Source organism: Tsukamurella sp. NPDC003166 (assembly GCF_040611135.1).
Taxonomy (GTDB): domain Bacteria; phylum Actinomycetota; class Actinomycetes; order Mycobacteriales; family Mycobacteriaceae; genus Tsukamurella.
Map to the genome: position 1 here is coordinate 239,275 of NZ_JBEXNL010000004.1, position 21,383 is coordinate 260,657.

The 21,383-nt window shown below is 68.0% G+C and carries 17 protein-coding genes and 3 pseudogenes; 15 read left to right on the forward strand and 5 right to left on the reverse strand.

Features of this window, described 5'->3' with window-relative positions:
* The first annotated feature begins 43 nt into the window (after positions 1 to 43).
* The 8 genes and pseudogenes from nrdH to ABZX10_RS07140 all read left to right on the forward strand — a co-directional run bounded on the left by nrdH (position 44) and on the right by ABZX10_RS07140 (position 8,833).
* Positions 44 to 292 carry a glutaredoxin-like protein NrdH gene (gene nrdH / locus ABZX10_RS07105; protein ID WP_068571997.1) on the forward strand — a complete coding sequence of 83 codons (249 nt, stop codon included), beginning with the start codon at positions 44 to 46 and terminating at the stop codon, positions 290 to 292.
* Positions 293 to 294: 2 nt separating this feature from the next.
* Entirely contained in the window at positions 295 to 738 is a 444-nt protein-coding gene (gene nrdI / locus ABZX10_RS07110; protein WP_355536398.1) for a class Ib ribonucleoside-diphosphate reductase assembly flavoprotein NrdI, read from the forward strand.
* Positions 735 to 1,307, forward strand: a pseudogene (locus tag ABZX10_RS07115) (ribonucleotide reductase N-terminal alpha domain-containing protein); the annotation flags it as partial. The gene nrdI and the pseudogene ABZX10_RS07115, both read left to right, overlap by 4 nt.
* A gap of 6 nt (positions 1,308 to 1,313) precedes the next feature.
* Positions 1,314 to 2,264: pseudogene (locus tag ABZX10_RS07120) on the forward strand (LAGLIDADG family homing endonuclease); the annotation flags it as partial.
* Positions 2,265 to 2,522: 258 nt separating this feature from the next.
* Positions 2,523 to 4,139: pseudogene (gene nrdE / locus ABZX10_RS07125) on the forward strand (class 1b ribonucleoside-diphosphate reductase subunit alpha); the annotation flags it as partial.
* Between the two features lie 211 nt (positions 4,140 to 4,350).
* A complete protein-coding gene (locus tag ABZX10_RS07130; protein WP_355536401.1) occupies positions 4,351 to 6,771 on the forward strand; it encodes a cytochrome P450/oxidoreductase in 2,421 nt (806 codons plus the stop codon).
* Entirely contained in the window at positions 6,768 to 7,817 is a 1,050-nt protein-coding gene (locus tag ABZX10_RS07135) for an aromatic ring-hydroxylating dioxygenase subunit alpha (protein ID WP_355536404.1), read from the forward strand. The genes ABZX10_RS07130 and ABZX10_RS07135 overlap by 4 nt, the downstream gene beginning before the upstream one ends.
* Before the next feature lie 59 nt (positions 7,818 to 7,876).
* Complete coding sequence (locus ABZX10_RS07140) at positions 7,877 to 8,833, forward strand: iron-siderophore ABC transporter substrate-binding protein (RefSeq protein WP_355536407.1); 957 nt, start codon at positions 7,877 to 7,879, stop codon at positions 8,831 to 8,833.
* Positions 8,834 to 8,838: 5 nt separating this feature from the next.
* Here ABZX10_RS07140 and ABZX10_RS07145 read toward each other — a convergent pair whose 3' ends face one another.
* The gene (locus ABZX10_RS07145) at positions 8,839 to 9,441 is read right to left on the reverse strand and encodes an LON peptidase substrate-binding domain-containing protein (RefSeq protein WP_355536676.1); all 603 of its coding nucleotides are present in this window, start codon (positions 9,439 to 9,441) and stop codon (positions 8,839 to 8,841) included.
* Positions 9,442 to 9,493: 52 nt separating this feature from the next.
* On the opposite strand from ABZX10_RS07145, the gene ABZX10_RS07150 reads away from it, so the two are divergent.
* The 5 genes from ABZX10_RS07150 to ABZX10_RS07170 all read left to right on the forward strand — a co-directional run bounded on the left by ABZX10_RS07150 (position 9,494) and on the right by ABZX10_RS07170 (position 13,165).
* Entirely contained in the window at positions 9,494 to 10,243 is a 750-nt protein-coding gene (locus tag ABZX10_RS07150) for a maleylpyruvate isomerase family mycothiol-dependent enzyme (RefSeq protein WP_355536410.1), read from the forward strand.
* 4 nt (positions 10,244 to 10,247) lie between these two features.
* Positions 10,248 to 10,628 (forward strand): TrmH family RNA methyltransferase, encoded by a 381-nt coding sequence (locus ABZX10_RS07155; protein WP_355536413.1) that lies wholly within the window; start codon positions 10,248 to 10,250, stop codon positions 10,626 to 10,628.
* Positions 10,625 to 11,365, forward strand: coding sequence for a maleylpyruvate isomerase family mycothiol-dependent enzyme (locus tag ABZX10_RS07160; RefSeq protein WP_355536416.1), 741 nt, complete (start codon positions 10,625 to 10,627; stop codon positions 11,363 to 11,365). Before ABZX10_RS07155 ends, ABZX10_RS07160 begins: the two co-directional genes overlap by 4 nt.
* A 112-nt stretch (positions 11,366 to 11,477) precedes the next feature.
* Positions 11,478 to 12,482, forward strand: coding sequence for a class 1b ribonucleoside-diphosphate reductase subunit beta (gene nrdF, locus ABZX10_RS07165; RefSeq protein ID WP_355536419.1), 1,005 nt, complete (start codon positions 11,478 to 11,480; stop codon positions 12,480 to 12,482).
* A 101-nt stretch (positions 12,483 to 12,583) separates the two neighbouring features.
* On the forward strand, positions 12,584 to 13,165 hold the full coding sequence (locus ABZX10_RS07170; protein ID WP_355536422.1) for a hypothetical protein: 582 nt from the start codon (positions 12,584 to 12,586) through the stop codon (positions 13,163 to 13,165).
* A gap of 83 nt (positions 13,166 to 13,248) precedes the next feature.
* On the opposite strand, the gene ligD is transcribed toward ABZX10_RS07170, so the two are convergent.
* From ligD to ABZX10_RS07190, 4 genes are all read right to left on the reverse strand, one after another.
* On the reverse strand, positions 13,249 to 14,196 hold the full coding sequence (gene ligD / locus ABZX10_RS07175; RefSeq protein ID WP_355536425.1) for a non-homologous end-joining DNA ligase: 948 nt from the start codon (positions 14,194 to 14,196) through the stop codon (positions 13,249 to 13,251).
* Positions 14,197 to 14,207: 11 nt separating this feature from the next.
* Positions 14,208 to 15,731 (reverse strand): FAD-dependent oxidoreductase, encoded by a 1,524-nt coding sequence (locus ABZX10_RS07180; RefSeq protein ID WP_355536428.1) that lies wholly within the window; start codon positions 15,729 to 15,731, stop codon positions 14,208 to 14,210.
* Between the two features lie 97 nt (positions 15,732 to 15,828).
* Positions 15,829 to 16,833, reverse strand: a complete 1,005-nt coding sequence (locus ABZX10_RS07185) for a diiron oxygenase (protein ID WP_355536679.1) — start codon at positions 16,831 to 16,833, stop codon at positions 15,829 to 15,831.
* Between the two features lie 324 nt (positions 16,834 to 17,157).
* Positions 17,158 to 18,066 carry a hypothetical protein gene (locus tag ABZX10_RS07190; protein WP_355536431.1) on the reverse strand — a complete coding sequence of 303 codons (909 nt, stop codon included), beginning with the start codon at positions 18,064 to 18,066 and terminating at the stop codon, positions 17,158 to 17,160.
* 281 nt (positions 18,067 to 18,347) lie between these two features.
* Here ABZX10_RS07190 and ctaD point away from each other — a divergent pair, with 281 nt between their 5' ends.
* The gene (gene ctaD, locus ABZX10_RS07195; protein ID WP_355536434.1) at positions 18,348 to 20,051 is read left to right on the forward strand and encodes a cytochrome c oxidase subunit I; all 1,704 of its coding nucleotides are present in this window, start codon (positions 18,348 to 18,350) and stop codon (positions 20,049 to 20,051) included.
* 81 nt (positions 20,052 to 20,132) lie between these two features.
* Positions 20,133 to 21,362: a phosphoserine phosphatase SerB gene (gene serB, locus ABZX10_RS07200; protein ID WP_355536437.1), complete on the forward strand. Its 1,230-nt coding sequence runs from the start codon at positions 20,133 to 20,135 to the stop codon at positions 21,360 to 21,362.
* The last annotated feature ends 21 nt before the right edge of the window (positions 21,363 to 21,383 follow it).

The following is a 21,383-nucleotide window of genomic DNA, read 5'->3' on the forward strand; positions in this document are numbered from 1 at the left end:
CGTGACGGCTGTCGGGCACTCAGTCGAACGAACGGGAGCCGCTATGAGCCAGGTCGAGATCACCGTCTACACCAAGCCCGCGTGCGTGCAGTGCAACGCCACCTACAAGGCCCTCGACAAGGCCGGCCTCGAGTACCGCGTGGTGGACATCACGGAGGATTCGGATGCCCGGGACTACGTGATGGCGCTCGGCTACCTGCAGGCCCCCGTCGTCGTCGCGGGCGATGCGCACTGGTCGGGCTTCCGACCGGACCGGGTGAAGGCACTCGCGAGCGTCGCCGCCACGGCGTAGTCATGGTCTCGCCGCTCGTCGTCTACTTCTCGTCGGTATCGGAGAACACACACCGATTCGTGACGAAGCTGGGCCTGCGCGCCGTGCGCATCCCGGTGACGCGGGCGGAGGATCCGATCACCGTCGACGAGCCCTTCGTTCTGATCACTCCCACCTACGGCGGGGGGAAGCAGGCCACGGCGGTCTCCGGCGGGGGATACGTCCCCAAGCAGGTGATCCGGTTCCTCAACGATCAGCACAACCGCTCCCTCCTCCGGGCCGTGATCGCGGCCGGCAACACGAATTTCGGCGAAGAGTTCTGCTATGCGGGCGATGTGATCGCCCGCAAATGCCGGGTTCCGTACCTGTACCGCTTCGAACTGATGGGCACCGTGGACGACGTGCAGCGCGTCCGCACGGGGCTCGTCGATTTCTTCTCCCGCACCAACAGCAAGGAAATCGCGTGACCGCAACTCAGGAAGACCTCGTACCGTCGGCGAGCCAGTCGGGTGTCCACACGGGCCCCGGCCACAGTGAGCTGGACTTCCATGCGCTCAACGCGATGCTCAACCTGTACGACAAGGACGGGCGCATCCAGTTCGAGAAGGACCGCGAGGCCGCGCGGCAGTACTTCCTGCAGCACGTGAACCAGAACACGGTGTTCTTCCACAACCTGGACGAGAAGCTCGACTACCTCGTCGAGGAGAACTACTACGAGCCCGAGGTGCTGGCGAAGTACAGCCGCGACTTCGTCAAGGGCCTGTTCGACGCCGCGTACGCCAAGAAGTTCCGGTTCCCCACGTTCCTCGGTGCGTTCAAGTACTACACGAGCTACACGCTCAAGACCTTCGACGGCAAGCGCTACCTCGAGCGCTTCGAGGACCGGGTCTGCATGGTCGCGCTGACGCTGGCCGACGGTGACGAGAAGCTCGCCGTTTCGCTCGTGGACGAGATCATCGCCGGCCGGTTCCAGCCGGCCACCCCCACCTTCCTCAACTCGGGTAAGAAGCAGCGCGGCGAGCCCGTCTCGTGCTTCCCGGCCGGGACGCCGATCGACACGGATCGGGGACCGCGGGCGATCGAGAGTCTCGCACCCGGTGACCGCGTGCTCTCCCACGACGGCAGCTACGCCCGGGTCGAGCGGTTGATCGAGAATCCGAACTCCGAGAAGCTCATCTCGCTATCGCATTTCGGGCACAAGGAGCCCATCCGATGCACACCGGAGCATCCGGTGCTGGTGTGGACGAGCCGGGACGTCGATAGCTTGATCGAGGGCGACGGTGCGGACTCCGCTCGCGGCTTCGTGTGGCTCGCGGCGCGCGACATCCATCCGTCGGACTTCATCGTGACGACGGCGCCCGCCGAGACGCATCCCGTCGCGCGTTTCGATCTGATGGATCACGTGGGCACCGGATCGTATGAGGATGTCGACGGCCAGATCCGGAAGGTCAACGCTGACGCTAAGCACCGGAACAAGTTCCGTCACTCCCAGCGGTTCGTCGGTGTCAACAGGTACGTCGACGAATCCTACGATCTGGGCCTCATCCTGGGCTGGTACGTCGCCGAAGGGCACGTCTCGAAGCGGTCGACTGATCGAACTGTCCCGAACGGAGTGCACTTCACGCTCGGTGCGCACGAGACGCGGCGTCATGAAGAACTCGCAGGAGCCTTCAAGCGCGTGTTCGGAGCCGATCTCACGCTGTACGTCAGCGGTGCGGACCAGTCTGTTCGGATGGTCTGCAACAGCAAGGTGGTCGCTTCCTTCTTGTTGTCGATGGCTGGTACGGGCTACAGCACGAAGCTGCTGGGCCCCGAGGTGCTGACTTTCGGCGACGAGTTCCAGCGCGGAATGCTCGCGGGGATTTTCCAGGGTGATGGGTGCACCACAACCGGTGGCATGGTCCTCGACCTCGTGAATCCCGCTCTGGTCGATCAGGTTCAACTCGTGCTGCGGCGGCAGGGGATCATGTCCACCGTGCGCCGGTACGTCAACCAGGCTGGGAACGTCACGGGGCAGGTCATGGTTCCCGGTCTGCCGGGGGCCAACGAAGAGTTCATCTTCGACGTCGACAAGAATCTGCAGAACTACGTCGGCCGTAAGGGGACTCGGCGCGCCACCTACCAGGTCGTGCACGGGCGCCACGTCTATGGGGTGCGCGAGATCACGGTGATCGAAGACGCTCCCGACACCGTGTACAACCTCCACGTCGAGGGCACGCACACCTACTCGATTCATGGCACTGTCGTCCACAACTGCTTCCTGCTCCGCATCGAGGACAACATGGAGTCGATCGGCCGGTCCATCAATTCGGCGCTGCAGCTGTCCAAGCGCGGCGGCGGAGTCGCACTGCTGCTCAGCAACATCCGGGAGCACGGCGCACCGATCAAGAAGATCGAGAACCAGAGCTCGGGCGTCATTCCGATCATGAAGCTGCTCGAGGACTCGTTCAGCTACGCCAACCAGCTGGGCGCCCGGCAGGGCGCGGGCGCCGTGTACCTGCACGCGCACCACCCGGACATCTACCGCTTCCTCGACACCAAGCGGGAGAACGCGGACGAGAAGATCCGGATCAAGACCCTGTCGCTGGGCGTCGTGATCCCGGACATCACCTTCGAGCTCGCCAAGAACAACGACGACATGTACCTGTTCTCGCCGTACGACGTGGAGCGCGTGTACGGCGTGCCCTTCGCGGACGTCAACGTCTCGGAGAAGTACCACGAGATGGTCGACGACTCGCGGATCCGCAAGACCAAGATCAACGCCCGGGAGTTCTTCCAGACCCTCGCCGAGCTGCAGTTCGAGTCTGGCTACCCGTACATCATGTACGAGGACACCGTGAACCGCGCGAACCCGATCGCCGGCAAGATCACCCACTCCAACCTGTGCAGCGAGATCCTGCAGGTGAGCACCCCGTCGACCTACAACGACGACCTGTCCTACGCCGAGGTGGGCAAGGACATCTCCTGCAACCTGGGCTCGCTGAACATCGCGAAGACCATGGACAGCCCCGATTTCGGCGCCACCATCGAGACCGCCATCCGCGGACTCACCGCCGTCTCGGACCAGACCGACATCAGCTCCGTGCCGTCGATCGAGAAGGGCAACAACCTCTCCCACGCGATCGGCCTCGGGCAGATGAACCTGCACGGCTACCTGGCGCGCGAGCGGGTCTTCTACGGCTCCGACGAGGGCGTCGACTTCACGAACATCTACTTCTACACGGTGCTCTTCCACGCGATCCGCGCGTCGAACCGCATCGCGCGCGAGCGCGGTCAGTCGTTCGGCGGCTTTGAGAACAGCAAGTACGCCTCGGGCGAGTTCTTCGACAAGTACACCGAGCAGGAGTGGAAGCCGGCCACCGAGAAGGTGTCGACGCTGTTCGCGGACGCCGAGATCCACATCCCGACGCAGGACGACTGGCGTGCGCTCAAGGCCGACGTGCAGCAGTACGGCCTGTACAACCAGAACCTGCAGGCGGTGCCGCCCACCGGCTCGATCAGCTACATCAACCACTCCACGAGCTCGATCCACCCCGTCGCGGCGAAGGTCGAGATCCGCAAGGAGGGCAAGATCGGCCGCGTGTACTACCCGGCGCCGTACATGGACAACGACAACCTGGAGTACTACCAGGACGCGTACGAGATCGGCTACGAGAAGATCATCGACACTTATGCCGCCGCCACGCAGCACGTGGACCAGGGGCTGTCGCTGACGCTGTTCTTCAAGGACACCGCCACCACGCGCGACGTCAACCGCGCGCAGATCTACGCGTGGCGCAAGGGAATCAAGACGCTCTACTACATCCGCCTGCGCCAGATGGCGCTCGAGGGTACAGAGGTGGAGGGCTGCGTCAGCTGTATGTTGTGAGCGTTGCTAATTAGATGCCCCGTTCTCCTCCCGAAGGAGAGCGGGGCATCTTGCGCTCGACGATCGTAGTGAGATCGGCTGTTTCCGTGGATGCCAGAATCCGACCCGTCCTCAGCCCGGTGGCCGATCGAAAACAAGAAACTCGGCCGCGCGATGCGGTGGACGGCATAGTTTGGTCACGTCCACGTATCTTCGTCCGCAAGGCGGTTGGATGAGCTTTCTCGAGCGGGTCATCAACAAGGCCCAGGCAACCATTCCGATGGAATTGCAAGTCCAGGGCCTGCACCTCTTCCAGAAGGCCAAGACGCTGGCTCTTGGCAATCGGCAGCCCGAGTTCGTCGAGGACGAGATCCCCGACGTCGACACGGTGACGCTGACCGAGATCGACATGAGCAACCCGTTCATGTGGCGGCAGGGCCAGTGGCTCCCGTACTTCGAGCGCCTGCGCAACGAGGCGCCGGTGCACTTCCGGGCGTCGAGCGAATTCGGGCCGTACTGGTCGGTCACGCGGTACGACGACATCGTCACGGTCGACCGTGACTTCGAGACCTACTCGGCCGAGCCGCAGATCGTCATCGGCGTACCGCCGGACGGCCTGGACATCGAGATGTTCATCGCGATGGACCCGCCACGGCATGACCAGCAGCGCGCAGCCGTTCAGGGAGTCGTAGCACCGCAGAACCTCGAGGAGATGCAGGGCCTGATCCGGTCGCGCGTCCAGGAGGTCCTCGACGACCTGCCCGTGAACGAACCGTTCGATTGGGTGGACAGGGTCAGCGTCGAGCTGACGTCCCGCATGCTCGCCACCCTGCTCGACTTCCCCTACGAGGATCGGCGCAAGCTCGTGCACTGGACCGAGTTGGCAGGTGCGAGCGCCGCGGCCACCGGCGGCGACGTCGACATGGACGAGATGTACCAGGGCGCCGCCGAGATGGCGAAGAGCTTCAGCGCCCTGTGGCACGACAAGGCCGCGCGCCTGCGGGCCGGCGAGAAGCCGGGATACGACCTGATCACCCTGATGCAGATGTCCGAGGACACCAAGGACCTGATCAACCGGCCGATGGAGTTCCTCGGCAACCTGATCCTGCTCGTCGTGGGCGGCAACGACACCACCCGCAACTCGATGTCGGGCGGCGTGTACGCACTCAACCTGTTCCCCGACCAGTTCGACCGCCTCAAAGCCGATCACAGCCTGATCCCGAAGTTCGTCCACGAGAACATCCGCTGGCAGACACCGCTGGCCTACATGCGGCGCATCGCCAAGAAGGACACCGTCCTGAACGGTCAGTTCATCCGCAAGGGGGACAAGGTCGTCATGTGGTACGCCTCGGCGAACCGGGACGAGCGCACCTTCGAGAATCCGGACGACTTCATCATCGACCGGCACAACGCCCGCCACCATCTCTCGTTCGGCATCGGCGTGCACCGCTGTATGGGCAGCCGCGTCGCGGAACTGCAGCTGCGGATCCTCTGGGAGGAACTGCTCGCGCGGTTCGAGGACATCGAAGTGGTGGAGGAGCCGGAATACCTCCAATCGAACTTCGTCCGGGGCTACACGAAGATGATGGTCACGCTGACGCCGATCGGGCAGCGGCCCCGCCCCCGCGACCAACGGACGCTGCAGCCCGCCGCGGTACAGGCCGCCGCTCGGCCGCGGATCCGGCGCTCCCGCGAAACGACCACCACCACCGAGACGGAGGTCGACGTTCGGGTGGCGGGCCGGCGCGAGGTGGCGGACGGGGTCGTCGAGCTGACCCTCAGTGACCCGGCGGGAGGACAGCTCCCGTCGTGGACCGCCGGGGCCCACATCGACCTGCTCCTGGAGCCGTCGCTGACGCGGCAGTACTCGCTGTGCGGGAGCGCCTCGGACGAGTCGTCGTGGAAGATCGGCGTCCTCCGCGACCCGGCCGGCCGCGGTGGCTCGGCGTACGTCCACGAGAAACTGACGGAGGGTGCGACCGTCCGCGTGCGCGGTCCGCGCAACCATTTCCCTTTGGTCGCCTCCGCGAACTACCGATTCGTCGCGGGCGGCATCGGGATCACCCCGATCCTCCCGATGATCGAGGCCGCCGAGGCACGCGGGGCGAACTGGAGCCTGCTCTACTGCGGCCGTTCCCGTGAGTCGATGGCGTTCCTGGACCGATTCGAGGACGCCGAGCAGGTCACGATCTGGCCGAGCCGCGAGAACGGCCGGATCGACCTGGCGGCCACGCTCGGCACGCCCGAGCCGGACACGCTGGTCTACTGTTGCGGCCCCGGCGCTTTCCTCGACGCCGTGGAGGAGGCGTGTGCGCCGTGGCCCGACGGCAGCCTGCACATCGAGCGTTTCGCGGCCAAGGAGGTCGCGGCGTCCGAGAACGCGCTCGACTCGTTCGAGGTCGTGTGCTCGCGCTCCGGAGTGAGCGTGACCGTTCCTGAGGGCACCACGATCTTCGAGGCGGTCGAGAGGGCCGGCGTCGACGTCCTCGGATCCTGCATGGAGGGCATCTGCGGCACCTGTGAGGCCGACGTGCTCGAGGGCACGCCCGAGCACCGCGACTCGATCCTGTCCAAGGCGGAGAAGGAGCGCGGCGAGACGATCATGCTCTGCGTTTCCCGCTCCCTGTCGAAGAAGCTGGTGCTGGACGTATGAACGACACCGCCCGGAATCATCCCGCCGTCGACTACCCGAGGGACTGCTGGTACGTCGTTGCCACCGTTGCCGAGATCGGATACGGATTCACCGCGCGGCGCGTCCTCGACACACCGGTCGTGCTGTTCCGCCTCTCCGACGGCGCGATCGCCGCGCTGGAGGACCGCTGCGCGCATCGGCCCTACCCCCTGTCGGCGGGACACCGAGAAGACGACCTCATCGTCTGCGGCTACCACGGCTGTACCTACGACGCGACGGGACGCTGGGTGAGCGTCCCGTCTCAGGAGCACCCGCCCTCGTCCGCGCGGGTGCGCGCCTTCCCGGTCGTCGAGCGCGGACCATTCGTCTGGATCTGGGCGGGGACGCCCGGAGGCGAACGATTGCGGCCACCGCCGGCGACACCGTGGTTGCACGGTGACGGCTGGGCGAGCGTCGGGGAACGGCGCGAGGTGGCCGCCAACCTGCAACTGCTACACGAGCACTACCTCGACCTCTCCAACGTCGTCGCGATGCACCCGGAGATGCTGCCGCCCGGCATCGAGGTGCTGCCGCCGCTGGAGGACGTCGAGGTCTCCGAGGTGTCCGTCGCCTACAGGCGAGAACTGCCCACGGCGCCGCTGGCTCCGTGGGAAGCCGCGGTCACCGGGCTGGGCGGTGCGTCCGCGTCGGCGTCCTTCGGCCGGACGGAGACGGGCACGTTCGTGTCGCCGGGCCTGCACAAGCAGACGTACACCATCGTCGGCGCGACCGGTCCGGAGTTGGAGCTCGTGCGGACGCACGGTTTCACCCCCCGATCCTCCGGCGTCACCCATGTCTTCCTGCAGATCTCGTGGCGGGGCGCCGCGGTGTCACCCGACGTCGGCGAGCAGTTGATCGGGGTCTTCCACGCGATGGCCGACCGGGACGTCGCCGTCCTCGAGACCATGCAGCGCTGCCTCGATGAGGATCCGGTCCCACGGCGGTACGTCAACGTCAAGGCGGACCGGGCTGCGGTGCGCGCACGTCGGATCCTGACGGCGATGGTCGAGGACGAACAGGGGATCTAGGTGTGTGGGAGGCGCGTGCATTCATTGAAATGTAGGTGAGGATCACCTAAGCTTCGCGTATGTTCACACCTGCGCCGAACAATGCGTCGTCCGGCTTCAGTCGTCAGCGGTTCCTGGGCGGCGCGCTGGCATTGGGCGGTGCGACGGTGCTCTCGGCCTGCGGAACGTCGACGGCACCGTCGACCTCCGGTAGCGCGAGCCGGAGTGCGAGCGCGAGCGGTGGCCCGCAGCGCGTGGTGGCGCTGTCCACCGGCCACCTCGACTACTGTCTGGCTCTCGGGATCGTGCCGGTGGGGTTGGCCGTCGCGGTCTCCGAGGCCACCGACAGCCGTGGCATCCCCGACTACATCAAGCAGCGGTTCGGCGACAGGCACGACCTCGACTCGATCCAGGTCGTGGGACAACGCATGAGTCCCGACCTGGAGAAGGTGGCGGGCCTCAAGCCCGACCTCATCCTCTCGAACAAGCGGGCCGACAAGGGGCTCACGGAGAAGCTCACCGGGATCGCCCGGACCGTTCAGACGAACGGAGGGTCGGAGCAGTTCAAGGCGGACCTGAAGATCGTCGCGGAGGCGTTCGGGAAGGCGGCGGACGGCGAGAGGCTGCTCGCCGACTACGAGGGCCGTGCCCACGCGTGGGGGCAGAAGAGGGGCACCTCGGACACCATCTCCTTGGTCCGGGGAAAGGGCGATCAGTATCTCTACTTCGGGACGCTCGCGCTCGCCAGTATCGTCGGCGCCGACGCCGGCCTGACCCGTCCGCCCGCACAGCAGTTCAGCGACACCGCGAGTCGGCCCCTGTCCCTGGAGCAGGTCGGTCTCCTCGAGGCGGACTGGCTCTTCTACTCGTTCCCGGGCGGCTCGGGCGATTTCGCCGAGGCGCCGCTGTGGAAGAAACTGCCCGCGGTCGTCGAGGGGCGTGCCTTCCCGGTCGACGTCGACCCCTGGTTCCTGAACGCCTCCACCGTCGCCGCCGACCGGGTGCTCGCCGACATGCAGCGATTCATGTCCGCCTAGTGCTGCTACTGCAGCCGAAAGCGGAGTGTCGCGATCACATCGTCCAGCGCTTCGGTGAGCGCGTGGACCCGGTCGGCCGGGCCGGGCGCGACGAGCGCGCGATGGCGGTCCGCGTCGGACAGCGGCAGCGCGCGGGCCAGGTAGTAGCTCCGCTCGACGGGGTTCTCGGGCAGCTTCAGCTTCGGCCAGCGCCGGGGGCGCACGCCCTCCGCGCGGGTGAGCCTCGCTGCGAGCCGCTCGATCTCGTCGCGCTTGGACAGGAGCGGGATCAGGTCGACCGCGGGCTGCACCTCGTCCGGCCAGAGCTCCGCCTCGGCGAGCGGGTAGGGATCGTCGGGCAGCCATCGCCCGACCCGGACGCGGTCCGTACCGCGGCAGATCAGGGTGAACTCCCCGCCCATCTTCCGGACGTAGCGGTCGATGACGGCGACGGTGCCCACATCCGTGCGGACATCGCCGCCGCCGACCTCGCTCCCGCGTTCGATGAGCACGACGCCGAACCGGCCGTCGGTGGCCAGGCAGTGCTCGATCATCCGGCGGTAGCGGGGCTCGAAGACGCGCAGCGGGAGTTCCTCGCCGGGCAGGAGCACGGCGCCGAGCGGGAACATGGGCAGTTCGGTCACCGCTACAGCATGCACCGCAGGCGGTATCGTCGCGGCTATGACGGCACCGAACGACTGGTTGGCGGCGCTCGAGCGCGACGGCGACGCGGTCGCCGCCATCGCGGCGGAGCGTCTCGACCTCGACGTCCCGAGCTGCCCCGGGTGGACCGTGCGGGACCTGATCGTTCACCTCGGAGCGGTGCACCGCTGGGCCGCGACCTTTCTCGAGCTCGGCCCCGACGCGCAGGCGATGTTCGCGCCCGTCGAGGACGACGCCCCGGCCGATGCCGCCGTGCTGGGCTGGTACCGGGACCGCCTCGACGGCCTCCTCACTGAGCTGCGCCGGCACGGAGCGGACGAACCCGCGCGCGCCTTCACCGGCCGCGCCACCGCGGGATTCTGGATGCGCCGCCAGGCCCACGAGACCGCCGTGCACCGCTGGGACGCCGAGAACTCCTGGAGCGCAGCGGAACCCGTAGAATCCCGCCTCGCCGGCGACGGCGTCGAGGAATGGGCCGAGGTCTTCGCCGGGCGCTTCCTCGCCCGCGGTCCCGGCCTGCCGGACGGGCTCGTCGGGCGGACCGTCCACCTGCACGGCACCGACCGCGACGATGCGGAATGGACCCTGAAGTTTGCGCGGGACTCCGTCGCCGTCGAGCGCGGACACGCCAAGGGCGACGCCGCGCTCCGGGGCACGACGTCGGACCTGTACCTCGCGCTCTGGCGCCGCGTGCCGCTCGCCGACCTCGAGACCTTCGGCGACGCCACCGTCGCGCCGGCATTGCTGGACGCGGTGCAGGTCACGTAGCCGCGTGCATGGCGGTCCCGTCCCACGACTGGGTGAAGGGTGCTCTCCGCAAAGGCAACACCCTGCCGGGGCCGAGCTGCATACACCGCGTGGGCAACCCGGAGAACTGGCTCGCCAGGCAGCGCGAACGCGGCTCGCACATCATCGGGGTGGAGTTCGCCCAGGGGGCCACCCGGCTGGGGACCTCCCGCCCGCCAAGGGGCGCACGGTCATCCTGCTGGGCCACGAGTTCTCCGGCATCCCCAGCGATGCCCTGCACCTGCTCGATGAGGCCGTGGAGATACCGATGATCGGGCGGGGCGCGAGCCTCAACGTCGCGGTCGCGGGGTCGCTCGTGCTGTATCGCCTCGCGGGCCCGGCCTGGGTTCGTAAGGTCGGGGTATGACGAAGCAGCTCTGGCTCGACTCCATCGCCGCCGACGGCGAACGCATCGCCGCGATCGCCCCCGCTCACCTCACGCTTCCCGTCCCCAGCTGTCCGGGATGGACGGTGCGCGACGGCATCGTCCACACCGCCGGGGCGCACCGCTGGGCGACCGCCTTCCTGCACGGCGGCCCGGACTCGAAGGAACGCTTCATCCCCGACGTCTCCGACGCGCCCCACGGCGACGCCGTGATCGCCTGGTACGCGGGGGTCAACGCCGCATTGCGCGACGAACTCGAGCGGCACGAGCCCGACGAGCCCGCCCGTGCCTTCATCGGCCGCACCGTCGCCGCGTTCTGGATGCGACGGATGACGCAGGAGGTGTCCATTCACCGCTGGGACCTGCAGAACGCGCTTCCCGACGGTGCCGAGCCTCTGCCGGCGTGGACCGCCGCCGACGGCATCACCGAGCTGACGCAGATGCAGATCCCGCTCATCGTCGGCAAGAAGGGACTGCCCGAGGCCCTGGTCGGGAAGGTCATCGACATCGAGGCGACCGACACCGGCGACCGGTGGACGCTGCGCCTGCGCGCCGACGGTGTCGACGTGCTCGATGAGCCCGCTCCCGGCGACGTAACGCTCCGCGGCACCGCGTCGGACCTGGATCTGGTGCTGTGGCGCCGGAGCGAGCCGGGCACCGTCGACCTGCAGGGCGATCGGGCCGTGCTGGACGGCCTGCTGGACGTGGTCATCATCTGATTCGACACGCCGAACTGGCCCGATGAACTAAATCTTGCGCCTCACGGACTTGTCGGCCCCAAGGGGTAGTGTCATGGACGTTGAAATCCAGCTCCGCGAAAACCGAGGTGTCATGTCTGAAACCGCCGCTCACAGCCCCGCCGACGGAGCCCCGCTCAAGCTGGTCAGCCGGGTCTCGGCGATCAACTGGAACCGGGTGCAGGACGAGAAGGACGCCGAGGTCTGGGACCGGCTGACGGGCAATTTCTGGCTGCCCGAGAAGGTGCCGGTCAGCAACGACATCCCGTCGTGGGGCACGCTCACCGAGCACGAGAAGCAGCTGACGATGCGGGTGTTCACCGGCCTGACGCTGCTCGACACGATCCAGGGCACCGTCGGCGCGGTGTCGCTGATCCCGGACGCGATCACCCCGCACGAGGAGGCGGTGTACACCAACATCGCGTTCATGGAGTCGGTGCACGCGAAGAGCTACAGCTCCATCTTCTCCACGCTCTGCAGCACGCGTGAGATCGACGACGCCTTCCGCTGGTCGGAGGAGAACGAGCATCTGCAGTCCAAGGCGCGGATCGTCATGGACTACTACCGTGGCGACGATCCGCTCAAGCGCAAGGTCGCCTCGACACTGCTCGAGTCGTTCCTGTTCTACAGCGGCTTCTACCTGCCGATGTACTGGTCCTCGCGGGCCAAGCTCACCAACACGGCCGACATGATCCGCCTGATCATCCGCGACGAGGCCGTGCACGGCTACTACATCGGCTACAAGTACCAGCGCGGCCTCGAGACCCAGACCCCGGAGCGTCGCGAGGAGCTCAAGGACTACACGTTCGACCTGCTCATGGAGCTGTACTCGAACGAGGAGGACTACACCGAGTCGCTGTACGACGAGGTCGGCCTCACCGAGGACGTCAAGAAGTTCCTGCGGTACAACGCCAACAAGGCCCTGATGAACCTGGGCTACGAGGCGCTGTTCCCCAAGGACGCCACCGACGTGAACCCGGCGATCCTCTCCGCGCTGTCGCCCAACGCCGACGAGAACCACGACTTCTTCTCCGGTTCCGGGTCGTCGTACGTGATCGGCAAGGCCGTCAACACCGAGGACGAGGACTGGGACTTCTGAGTCCGGACGACGCCGGCGAGACCCGCCCGCGTACCAGATTCTGGTGGTATTTCGGGGCGGGTCTTCTGGTCTTCGGCTTCCTCGTCGCGCCGCGGCAGATCGTGGGGGCGGGCTTCGACGCGCGGGCCGGGTCGGCGTTCCCGTCGTGGCTGGTGGCCGGGCGCGCTGAGTACACGCCGGTGTTGCGGTCGCTGGTCGACGACTGGCAGCGGTACCACCTGGTCAAGGCGATCTTCGCTGCGCTGCTCCTGGTGCTGGCCCTGTACCTGGGGCACCGCGCGCTCGCGCTGATCCCGGCGGTGCTGCTCATCGCCAACGTGCAGGGCAGCGTTGCGCCGCTGTCGTCGGCGTTCTCCCTGCTCGGCGATCGAGTGTCGGAATCGGACGGCCCGGTGGCGCAGGCACTGTCGCTGATACGGAGACAGCTGCACGACGGCCGATCGCCCGCCGTGCAGGAGCTCGTCGACGACTTCGCGCGCTACCACCTGGCCGTCGCGGTCATGGCAGGTGTGCTGACCGCGGTGCTGGTCGTCTTCGCGGTCCGCGACTGGCGGCAGGATCGTCGACGGTGGGCGATCGCGACCCTCGTGGCGGCCGTCATCGCCGGGGTGGTGACCGCCGCGAACGTGACGAACACGCTCGATCCCGTCCGCGGTCTGCTCGACTTCATCGGCGGTTCCTAGCGGTTTCGGCGGCGACACGCCGAGATTTCGCCGCCGAAACCGCAGGGAACCGCGTCCGGCCGGCGACGTCGTGGGTGCTGATCTCAGTCGGGGAGGGGGAGGTCGTCGCGGTCGGCCCACTCGACCAGTGTGTCCAACGAGAACGCCTCGTCGTCGATCTCTGCGTGCAGATCGCCGAGCTCGGCGAAGCGCGCCGGCAGGGTGCGGATGGTGAAGTCGTCGGGGTGCACGTCGGGGATCTCGTCCCACGTGATCGGGGCGGACGCGGTGGCGATCGGTGTGCCGCGCAGCGAGTACGCGCACGCGATGGTGTGATCGCGGGCGTTCTGGTTGTAGTCCAGGAACACCGCCGCGGGGTCCCGGTCCTTGCGCCACCACACCGTCGTCACGTCCGACGGTGCCCGGCGCTCGACCTCCCGGGCGAAGGCGAGGGCGCACCGTCGCACCTCCGAGAACGTCCAGCGGGGCTCGATCCGTACGTACACGTGCAGGCCGGACCCGCCGGAGGTCTTGGGGAAACCGCGAATCCCCAACTCGTCCAGCACCTCCCGGACGACACCCGCCACCGTTTGCACGCGGGACCAGGAGCAGTCGGGCATCGGATCGAGGTCGATGCGCCACTCGTCGGGGTGCTCGAGATCGCCGGCGCGGCAGTTCCACGGGTGGAACTCGACCGTGGACATCTGGGCGGCCCAGATCACCGAACCGAGCTCGGTCACGACCACCTCGTCAGCGGTCCGGCCGAACCGGGGGAAGTAGATCTCCACGGTCTCGAGCCAGTCGGGAGCGCCGGCGGGGATCCGCTTCTGGTGGACCTTGGGCCCGTCGACACCCTTCGGGTAGCGGTGCAGCATCGTCGGCCGATCACGCAGCGCGCGAACGATGCCCGGGCCCACGGCCTCGTAGTACCGGACCACGTCGAGCTTCGTCGCGCCGACGCCTGGGAAGTAGACCCGGTCCGGGCTGGACACGCGCACCACCCGGTCGCCGACCGTCAGTTCGATCGGCTCACCGTTCCTCGAGGACGCCACGACGTCAGACGTTACGCGCCCAGGAACCGTCCCAGCGGGCGCTTGCGCTTCCCCGACGGCCGGCCCTGCACGACGCCCGCCACCACGTCCTCGGCGAACTTCTCGACCGTCTCCTGCGAGTCGGTCTTGTTCGTGCCGATGAAACCGTTGGGGCCGCGCTTGATCCAGCCCGTGACGTACACGCCGGGGAGCGGCGCACCGTCGTCCCCGAGGACCCGGCCGGCCTCGTTCGGCAGCACCGCGCGCCGGTCGTCGAAGGGTAGGCCCGGCACCGGCACGCCCCGGTAGCCGACGGAGGTGAACACCATGCCGACGGGCAGGTCGATCGCCTCGCCGGTGACGGTGTGCTTCGCGTGCAGCACCAGGCCGTCGTCGGTGGCCTCGATGGACTCGGGCGTGGTGAGGAAGCGCAGGCGGATGCGGCGCGGCGCGTCGGACTGGGTCTCCATCGATTCGAGCAGCTCCAGCTTGTGCGCCACGAGCTCCGAGTCGCTGCCCGCGACGAGGGTCTCGGCCACGTCGGGGTCCGGGTGGACGATGACGGTGCGCTCGTCGGCGAGGCCCAGCGCCTCGGGCAGGGTGAACGCGGCGTGCTCGGGCCCGCGGCGGGCCACGATCACGACCTCTTCGACCTTCGACGCGCGCAGCGCCGCGAGGGCGGCGGGGGAGATGGTGGTGCCCTCGAGTTCCTCCGGGTCGGCCGTCAGGATCCGGGCCGCGTCCAGCGCGACATTGCCGTTGCCGATGACGACGATGCGGTCGTGCGTCAGGTCGACCGGGTCGCCCTTGTGCTCGGGATGGCCGTTGTACCAGGCCACGAAATCGGTAGCACTGCGGACGTTCGGCAGATCCTCGCCCGCGATGCCCAGCTTCTTGTCGGTGCTGGCGCCCACGGCCACGACGATCGCGTCGTGTCGTTTCCGCAGCTCCTCCAGAGAGATGTCGGCGCCGATCTCGGTATTGAGGTGGATCTGGAAATCCGAGTCGGCGGCGACCTTGTCGAACAGGCCCGAGACCTTGCGGGTGCGGATGTGGTCGGGCGCGACGCCGAACCGGGCCAGGCCGTAGGGCGTGGACAGCTTCTCGTAGACGTCGACGGTGACGCCCGGGTAGCGGAGCAGTTCGTCGGCGGCGTACATCGCCGCGGGGCCGCTGCCGATCACGCCCACGCTGATGACGGTGCCCGACGGGATCGGAAGGATCTTCGGCGGCACGGTGTGCGCCATCGGCGGGCGGCTGCGGTCCTGCGGGTTCGGGCCGCCGAGCCGGGAGTTCGCCGGATCGGCGGCCGCGAGCGAGCGGTTGAGCTCGATGTAGACCTTGTGCTCCTCCGGCAGCCGGTGCGCGGGACCGATGGCGTCGACGGGGCACGCCGTCACACAGGCACCGCAGTCGACGCAGGTCGTGGGGTCGACGTACAGCATCTCGGCGGTCGCGAAGCCCGGCTCGTCGGGAGTCGGGTGGATGCAGTTGACGGGGCACGCGAACGTACACGAGGCGTCGCTGCAGCAGGACTGGGTGATGACGTGAGGCACCTGGGAATCTCCTCGGAGAGGGGGTCCCGCATCCGGGCCGGGATACGGGTCCGGCTCGGCGGGTGACCGCCGAGCCGGATATCGGGGTGGTTGGAGACTACTGCGCGGTGTACGAGGGCTCGCTGCGGAACCGCGAGGTCCGGCCGTGGATGCCGAGCACGCGCCACAGGACGCGGGAGATCGGGTTCATCAGATCGGTGCGCTCGGCCAGCAGCCGGACGTCGCCGAAGATCTCCTGGCGCATGGCCTTGGACTCGGGCGACCGCCAGAAGATGTCCTTCTTGACCGACCGCGGGATGTCGAAGGTGTCCCAGAACTGCTTCGGCGGGACCATGATCGCGCCGAGCAGGATGCGCATCACGAGCGGCATGGCCAGCGACAGCAGGAACCGCGGGACCGGGCCACGGGTGGGGATCTTGTGCTCGAGCAGCTGGTGCGCGAAGGAGATGTGGCGGGCTTCCTCGGCCACGTGGATCTGCATGACCGAGGTCATCGCCGGGTGCTGCGTGTCGGCCGAGCGCAGGAACTGCTTCTGCAGGTGATCGATCGGCTCCTCGCCGGCGAGCACGCCCATGTAGAAGATGTTCGGGAAGGTGGTGGCCGCGAGCGGGATGATCGGCGAGAGCCGGCGGAACCACCACGCGCCGCCGGGGACGTCCATGCCCACGCGGTTGACGAACTCCTGGAACATCAGCGTGTGCTGGCACTCCTCCTTCGCCTCGTGCGTGGCGTAACGGAACTCGGGGGAGTTGTTCGGCTGCACGGCCGTGTACTGCATGATGCCGCGGATCAGGATCGACTCGAACTGCAGGCCCACCTTGGCCACGTTCGCCTGGCGCCACATGCCGATCTCGATCTGCTTCGCCAGCGGCTGCGCCTGGTACCAGGGGTGGCGGCCGATCGGATCGAAACGCGGGTTGCACACCCAGCGCGGATCGTCGGGCACGATGGCGAGCTCGGGGGAGTCCCAGTCGATGTCGACGTACGGATCGAAGTTCCGATTCACCGAGGCGACCGACAGGTCGTTGAGGGTCTGCTCGTACTCGGCCTGACCGGGGAACGAGCGACCGCGCATCCGCGCCATGTGCGTCACCCGGGGCATGTTCAGCAGGGCCATGATGGATCCTTTCCTGGCACCCTCGTTGCGGCTCGTACCTGGTTCTTCCTCAGCGTCCTGTGGGAAATCCCACAGGCATCTCTGCTGGTAGAAGCCGCGTATGAGATTGAATCGCCTTCAGGCTATCACTTAAAACAAGCATGAATGAAGGGTCTTCGGCCACGAATCCGTGAACACTTGTGCACCGAGCTTCGGGCCTGCGGTTTTGCGAGGCGAATGTGAGGCGCGTCACGGAGGGTCGACGCCTTCGCGGACGGGCGAACCGCTCGATCCGGGCGGGTGACGGGCGCGCCGACGGGGCGCGGAGGACTACGACGAGGCCCTGATCGTGTTGCTCACGTCGTGCAGGACGATCCCGGCGGCGACCGGACCGCCGGCGGAGAACCACGACGAGTCCTCGACCAGGAGCTGCCGCTTCGCGGTCACGACGCGCAGCTTCTTCCACGCGTCCGAGGTCATCACCGCCGTGCCGTGCTCGCGGCCCTTGTCGCCCTCGTAGCCGACGTAGACCAGGTCGCCCTCCGCGGCGGAGTAGTCGCCCGCGGACATCTCGACCGGCTCCGGTTTGCGCTGCGGTTCCGGCCGGACCACCTTGAGGTCGGCGAGGACCTGCGCCGCCAGCGGTGCGGTGCCCTCGGCCAGGGAGTTCCCGTCGGCGGTGAAGCGCACCAGGGAGACGGTGTTGTGCACCGCGTCGATCTTGGCCGACGCGTCGGCCGCGTCGCGCTGGTACCGGTCGATGATCGCGCGCGCCTCGGCCGGCATCCGCACGGCGTCGGCCAGTGCGAGGAAGCTGCGGCGCCAGTCCGCCGACGGTGCCGGCACGATCACCGTGCGGCCCGCGCGCCGGTTCGCGTCGGCGGACCGGTCGGTGCCGACCGCCAGGTCGGCCCGGGCACCGTCGGACAGCCTGGGCGCGCGGCCGAGGACCGGTCCCAGGTACGACGGTGCGGTGCCCCCGACCGCCTTGACCCGGTCCTGCAGGCCGAGCGCGCACAGTCCGTCCAAGAGGTCGGGGTCGGCGACGACGATGGTCGCCGGTGCCGCGGTGCTCGTTGCGGGTGCCGCGCACGCCTGGTCGGGCTTGCGGTCGAGGCCGATGATGTTGGCGGAAGCCAGACGGGTCGTCGTGGTGGCGATCGAGGCGAAGGGCCGCTCGATCGGCTCCTGCCCGCCGCAGGCGGACAGAACGGTGCCGGCGACGACGGCGAGTGCCATCGCGGCGCCCGCTCTGGTTGTACCGACCCTGTTCACGGCAACCGTCCTCACTGTCGTTCCGGCCGAGCGCAACGGTAGCAGTCGCGGCCCGCGCGGCCGGTTCGGCGACGCGAGTACGACGCGGAGTAGGACCCCCAGGACACGGGTGGGGGAGAGGGGCTACTCTTACCTCACGAGGGTGGCGTCCGCCGTGAGCGAACACCGCCCGATAGACCTGAATGAAGAGGCCAGTACCGGTTCCGACAGCCGCGGATCCGGTGGGCCACAGGGCAGGAGGATTTGTGACCGCGCAAGCGCATCGTCCGGCAGTCGAGGTGACCGCCGCACGTCCGTACCCGCAGCGGACCGGGCCCAAGGGGTCGTTCATCTACAAGCTGGTGACGACGACCGATCACAAGACGCTGGGCATCATGTACATCGTCACGTGTTTCGCGTTCTTCCTCATCGGCGGCCTGATGGCGCTGCTGATGCGAGCCGAGCTCGCGAACCCGGGCCTGCAGTTCCTGTCCACCGAGCAGTTCAACCAGCTGTTCACCATGCACGGCACCGTCATGCTGCTGCTGTACGCGACCCCGATCGTCATCGGCTTCGCCAACTTCGTGCTGCCGCTGCAGATCGGCGCGCCCGACGTCGCGTTCCCGCGCCTCAACGCGTTCGGGTACTGGCTGTTCGTGTTCGGCGCGATCATGGTGATCTCGGGCTTCATCACCCCCGGCGGCGCGGCGGACTTCGGCTGGACCGCGTACACCCCGCTGACCGACGCGCTGCACTCGCCCGGCGCCGGCGCCGACCTGTGGATCATGGGCCTCGGCGTGGGTGGTCTCGGCACCATCCTCGGCGCCGTCAACATGGTCACCACCGTGATCTGCATGCGCGCCCCCGGCATGACGATGTTCCGCATGCCGATCTTCACCTGGAACATCCTGGTGACCTCGCTGCTGATCCTGCTCGCCTTCCCGCTGCTGACCGCGGCTCTGATGGGCCTCGAGGTCGACCGACAGTTCGGTGCGCACATCTACGACCCGGCCAACGGCGGCGTCATCCTCTGGCAGCACCTGTTCTGGTTCTTCGGGCACCCCGAGGTGTACATCATCGCGCTGCCCTTCTTCGGCATCGTCTCGGAGATCTTCCCCGTCTTCAGCCGCAAGCCGATCTTCGGCTACAGCGGCCTGGTCCTGGCCACGCTGGCCATCGCGGCGCTGTCCGTCGCGGTGTGGGCGCACCACATGTACGCCACCGGCGCGGTGCTGCTGCCCTTCTTCAGCTTCATGACCTTCCTGATCGCGGTCCCCACGGGCGTGAAGTTCTTCAACTGGATCTTGACGATGTGGCGAGGTCACATAACCTTCGAGTCGCCGATGCTGTTCTCGATCGGCTTCATCGTGACCTTCCTCTTCGGCGGCCTGACCGGCGTGCTCCTCGCGTCGCCCCCGCTCGACTTCGCGGTGTCCGACACCTACTTCGTGGTCGCGCACTTCCACTACGTGCTCTTCGGCACCATCGTGTTCGCCACCTACGCGGGCATCTACTTCTGGTTCCCGAAGATGACGGGCCGCATGCTCGACGAGGGCCTCGGCCGCTGGCACTTCTGGCTCACCTTCATCGGCTTCCACATGACCTTCCTGGTGCAGCACTGGGTCGGCGCCGAGGGCATGCCGCGTCGGTACGCCGACTACCTCGACACCGACGGTTTCACCACGCTGAACCAGATCTCGACGCTCGGCGCGTTCATCCTGGGCGCCTCGACGCTGCCGTTCGTGTGGAACGTCTTCAAGAGCTACCGGTACGGCGAGGTCGTCACGGTCGACGACCCGTGGGGCTTCGGCAACAGCCTCGAGTGGGCCACCAGCTGCCCGCCGCCGCGGCACAACTTCACCGAGCTGCCCCGGATCCGTTCGGAGCGTCCGGCGTTCGAGCTGCACTACCCGCACATGGTCGAGCGCATCCGCGCCGAGGCCCACTCGGGTCCCGGCAACGGCCACTGATCCCGAAGCCCATCCGCGAACGGCGTCTCCCGCACGGGAGGCGCCGTTCGTCGTTGCACCTGGTGCCACTACGATCTCACCGTGCACGATGCGACCTCGGACCCCACGATCCTCATCACCGTGACCGGTGGCGACAAGCCCGGCGTCAGCTCCGTCCTGTTCGGCGTCCTGGCGCGCGGCGAGGTCAGCGTCCTCGACGTCGAGCAGACCGTCATCCGGGGGCGGCTCACGCTCGGTGTGCTCGCCGCGGTCCACGGCGACCCCGAGCACGTGCAGGAGCTCGTCGAGCAGGCCATGGCCACCGTCGGGATGGACGTGGCCGTCGAGATCACCGGTGAGCAGCCGCCCCGTCCGCCCGTCCCGACGCACGCGGTAGTCCTGATGGGTGCGCCGGTCAGCGCGCGGGCGCTCTCAGCGGTCGCCACCGCCCTCGCGGCCGGCGCGGTCAACATCGAGTCGATCGCCGGCGTCGCCGACTACCCCGTCACCGCCCTCGAGCTGATGGTGACCGTTCCCGACGGTGCAGACGAGACCGCCTTCCGCGCGTCGCTGGCCGTTGTCGCGAAGGAGCAGGGCGTCGACATCGCCACCTCGCGTGCGGGCATCGCCCGCAGGTCGAAGCGGCTGATCTGTTTCGACGTCGACTCCACTCTGGTCCAGGGGGAGGTCATCGAGATGCTGGCCGCGCGGGCCGGCAAGGAGGCCGAGGTCGCGGCCGTCACCGAGGCCGCCATGCGCGGCGAGCTCGACTTCGAGCAGTCGCTGCACGCCCGGGTCCGTAATCTCGCGGGCCTGCCCGCGTCGGTCATCGACGACGTGGCCGCGGGCCTGCAGCTCACGCCCGGCGCCCGCACCACGATCCGCACGCTCAAGCGCCTGGGGTACCGCTGCGGCGTGGTCTCCGGCGGCTTCACCGCCGTCATCGAGCCGCTGGCGCAGGACCTCGAGCTGGACTTCGTGCGCGCCAACACCCTCGAGGTCCGCGACGGTGTGCTGACCGGTCGCGTGGTCGGCGAGGTCGTCGACCGCCCCGGCAAGGCCCGCGCGCTGCGCGAGTTCGCCGACGCCTTCGGGGTGCCGGTGGAGGAGACGGTGGCGGTCGGCGACGGCGCCAACGACATCGACATGCTCTCCGCCGCCGGCCTGGGCGTCGCGTTCAACGCCAAGCCGGCGCTGCGCGAGGTCGCCGACGCGGCGCTGTCGCATCCGTACCTCGACGCGGTGCTGTTCGTGCTCGGCGTCACCCGCGACGAGATCGAGGCCGCCGACGCCGTCGACGGCGAGGTCCGCCGCGTGCCGATCGACGGCTGAGTCCGGCGCCCGGCCCGATCG

What these genes read in the sequence shown, in the direction of transcription:
- nrdH (WP_068571997.1), top strand. Translation starts at nt 44, where the DNA reads ATGAGCCAGGTCGAGATCACCGTCTACACCAAGCCCGCGTGCGTGCAG.
- nrdI (WP_355536398.1), top strand. Translation starts at nt 295, where the DNA reads ATGGTCTCGCCGCTCGTCGTCTACTTCTCGTCGGTATCGGAGAACACA.
- ABZX10_RS07130 (WP_355536401.1), top strand. Translation starts at nt 4,351, where the DNA reads ATGAGCTTTCTCGAGCGGGTCATCAACAAGGCCCAGGCAACCATTCCG.
- ABZX10_RS07135 (WP_355536404.1), top strand. Translation starts at nt 6,768, where the DNA reads ATGAACGACACCGCCCGGAATCATCCCGCCGTCGACTACCCGAGGGAC.
- ABZX10_RS07140 (WP_355536407.1), top strand. Translation starts at nt 7,877, where the DNA reads ATGTTCACACCTGCGCCGAACAATGCGTCGTCCGGCTTCAGTCGTCAG.
- ABZX10_RS07145 (WP_355536676.1), bottom strand. Translation starts at nt 9,441, where the DNA reads ATGTTCCCGCTCGGCGCCGTGCTCCTGCCCGGCGAGGAACTCCCGCTG.
- ABZX10_RS07150 (WP_355536410.1), top strand. Translation starts at nt 9,494, where the DNA reads ATGACGGCACCGAACGACTGGTTGGCGGCGCTCGAGCGCGACGGCGAC.
- ABZX10_RS07160 (WP_355536416.1), top strand. Translation starts at nt 10,625, where the DNA reads ATGACGAAGCAGCTCTGGCTCGACTCCATCGCCGCCGACGGCGAACGC.
- nrdF (WP_355536419.1), top strand. Translation starts at nt 11,478, where the DNA reads ATGTCTGAAACCGCCGCTCACAGCCCCGCCGACGGAGCCCCGCTCAAG.
- ABZX10_RS07185 (WP_355536679.1), bottom strand. Translation starts at nt 16,833, where the DNA reads ATGCCCCGGGTGACGCACATGGCGCGGATGCGCGGTCGCTCGTTCCCC.
- ABZX10_RS07190 (WP_355536431.1), bottom strand. Translation starts at nt 18,066, where the DNA reads ATGGCACTCGCCGTCGTCGCCGGCACCGTTCTGTCCGCCTGCGGCGGG.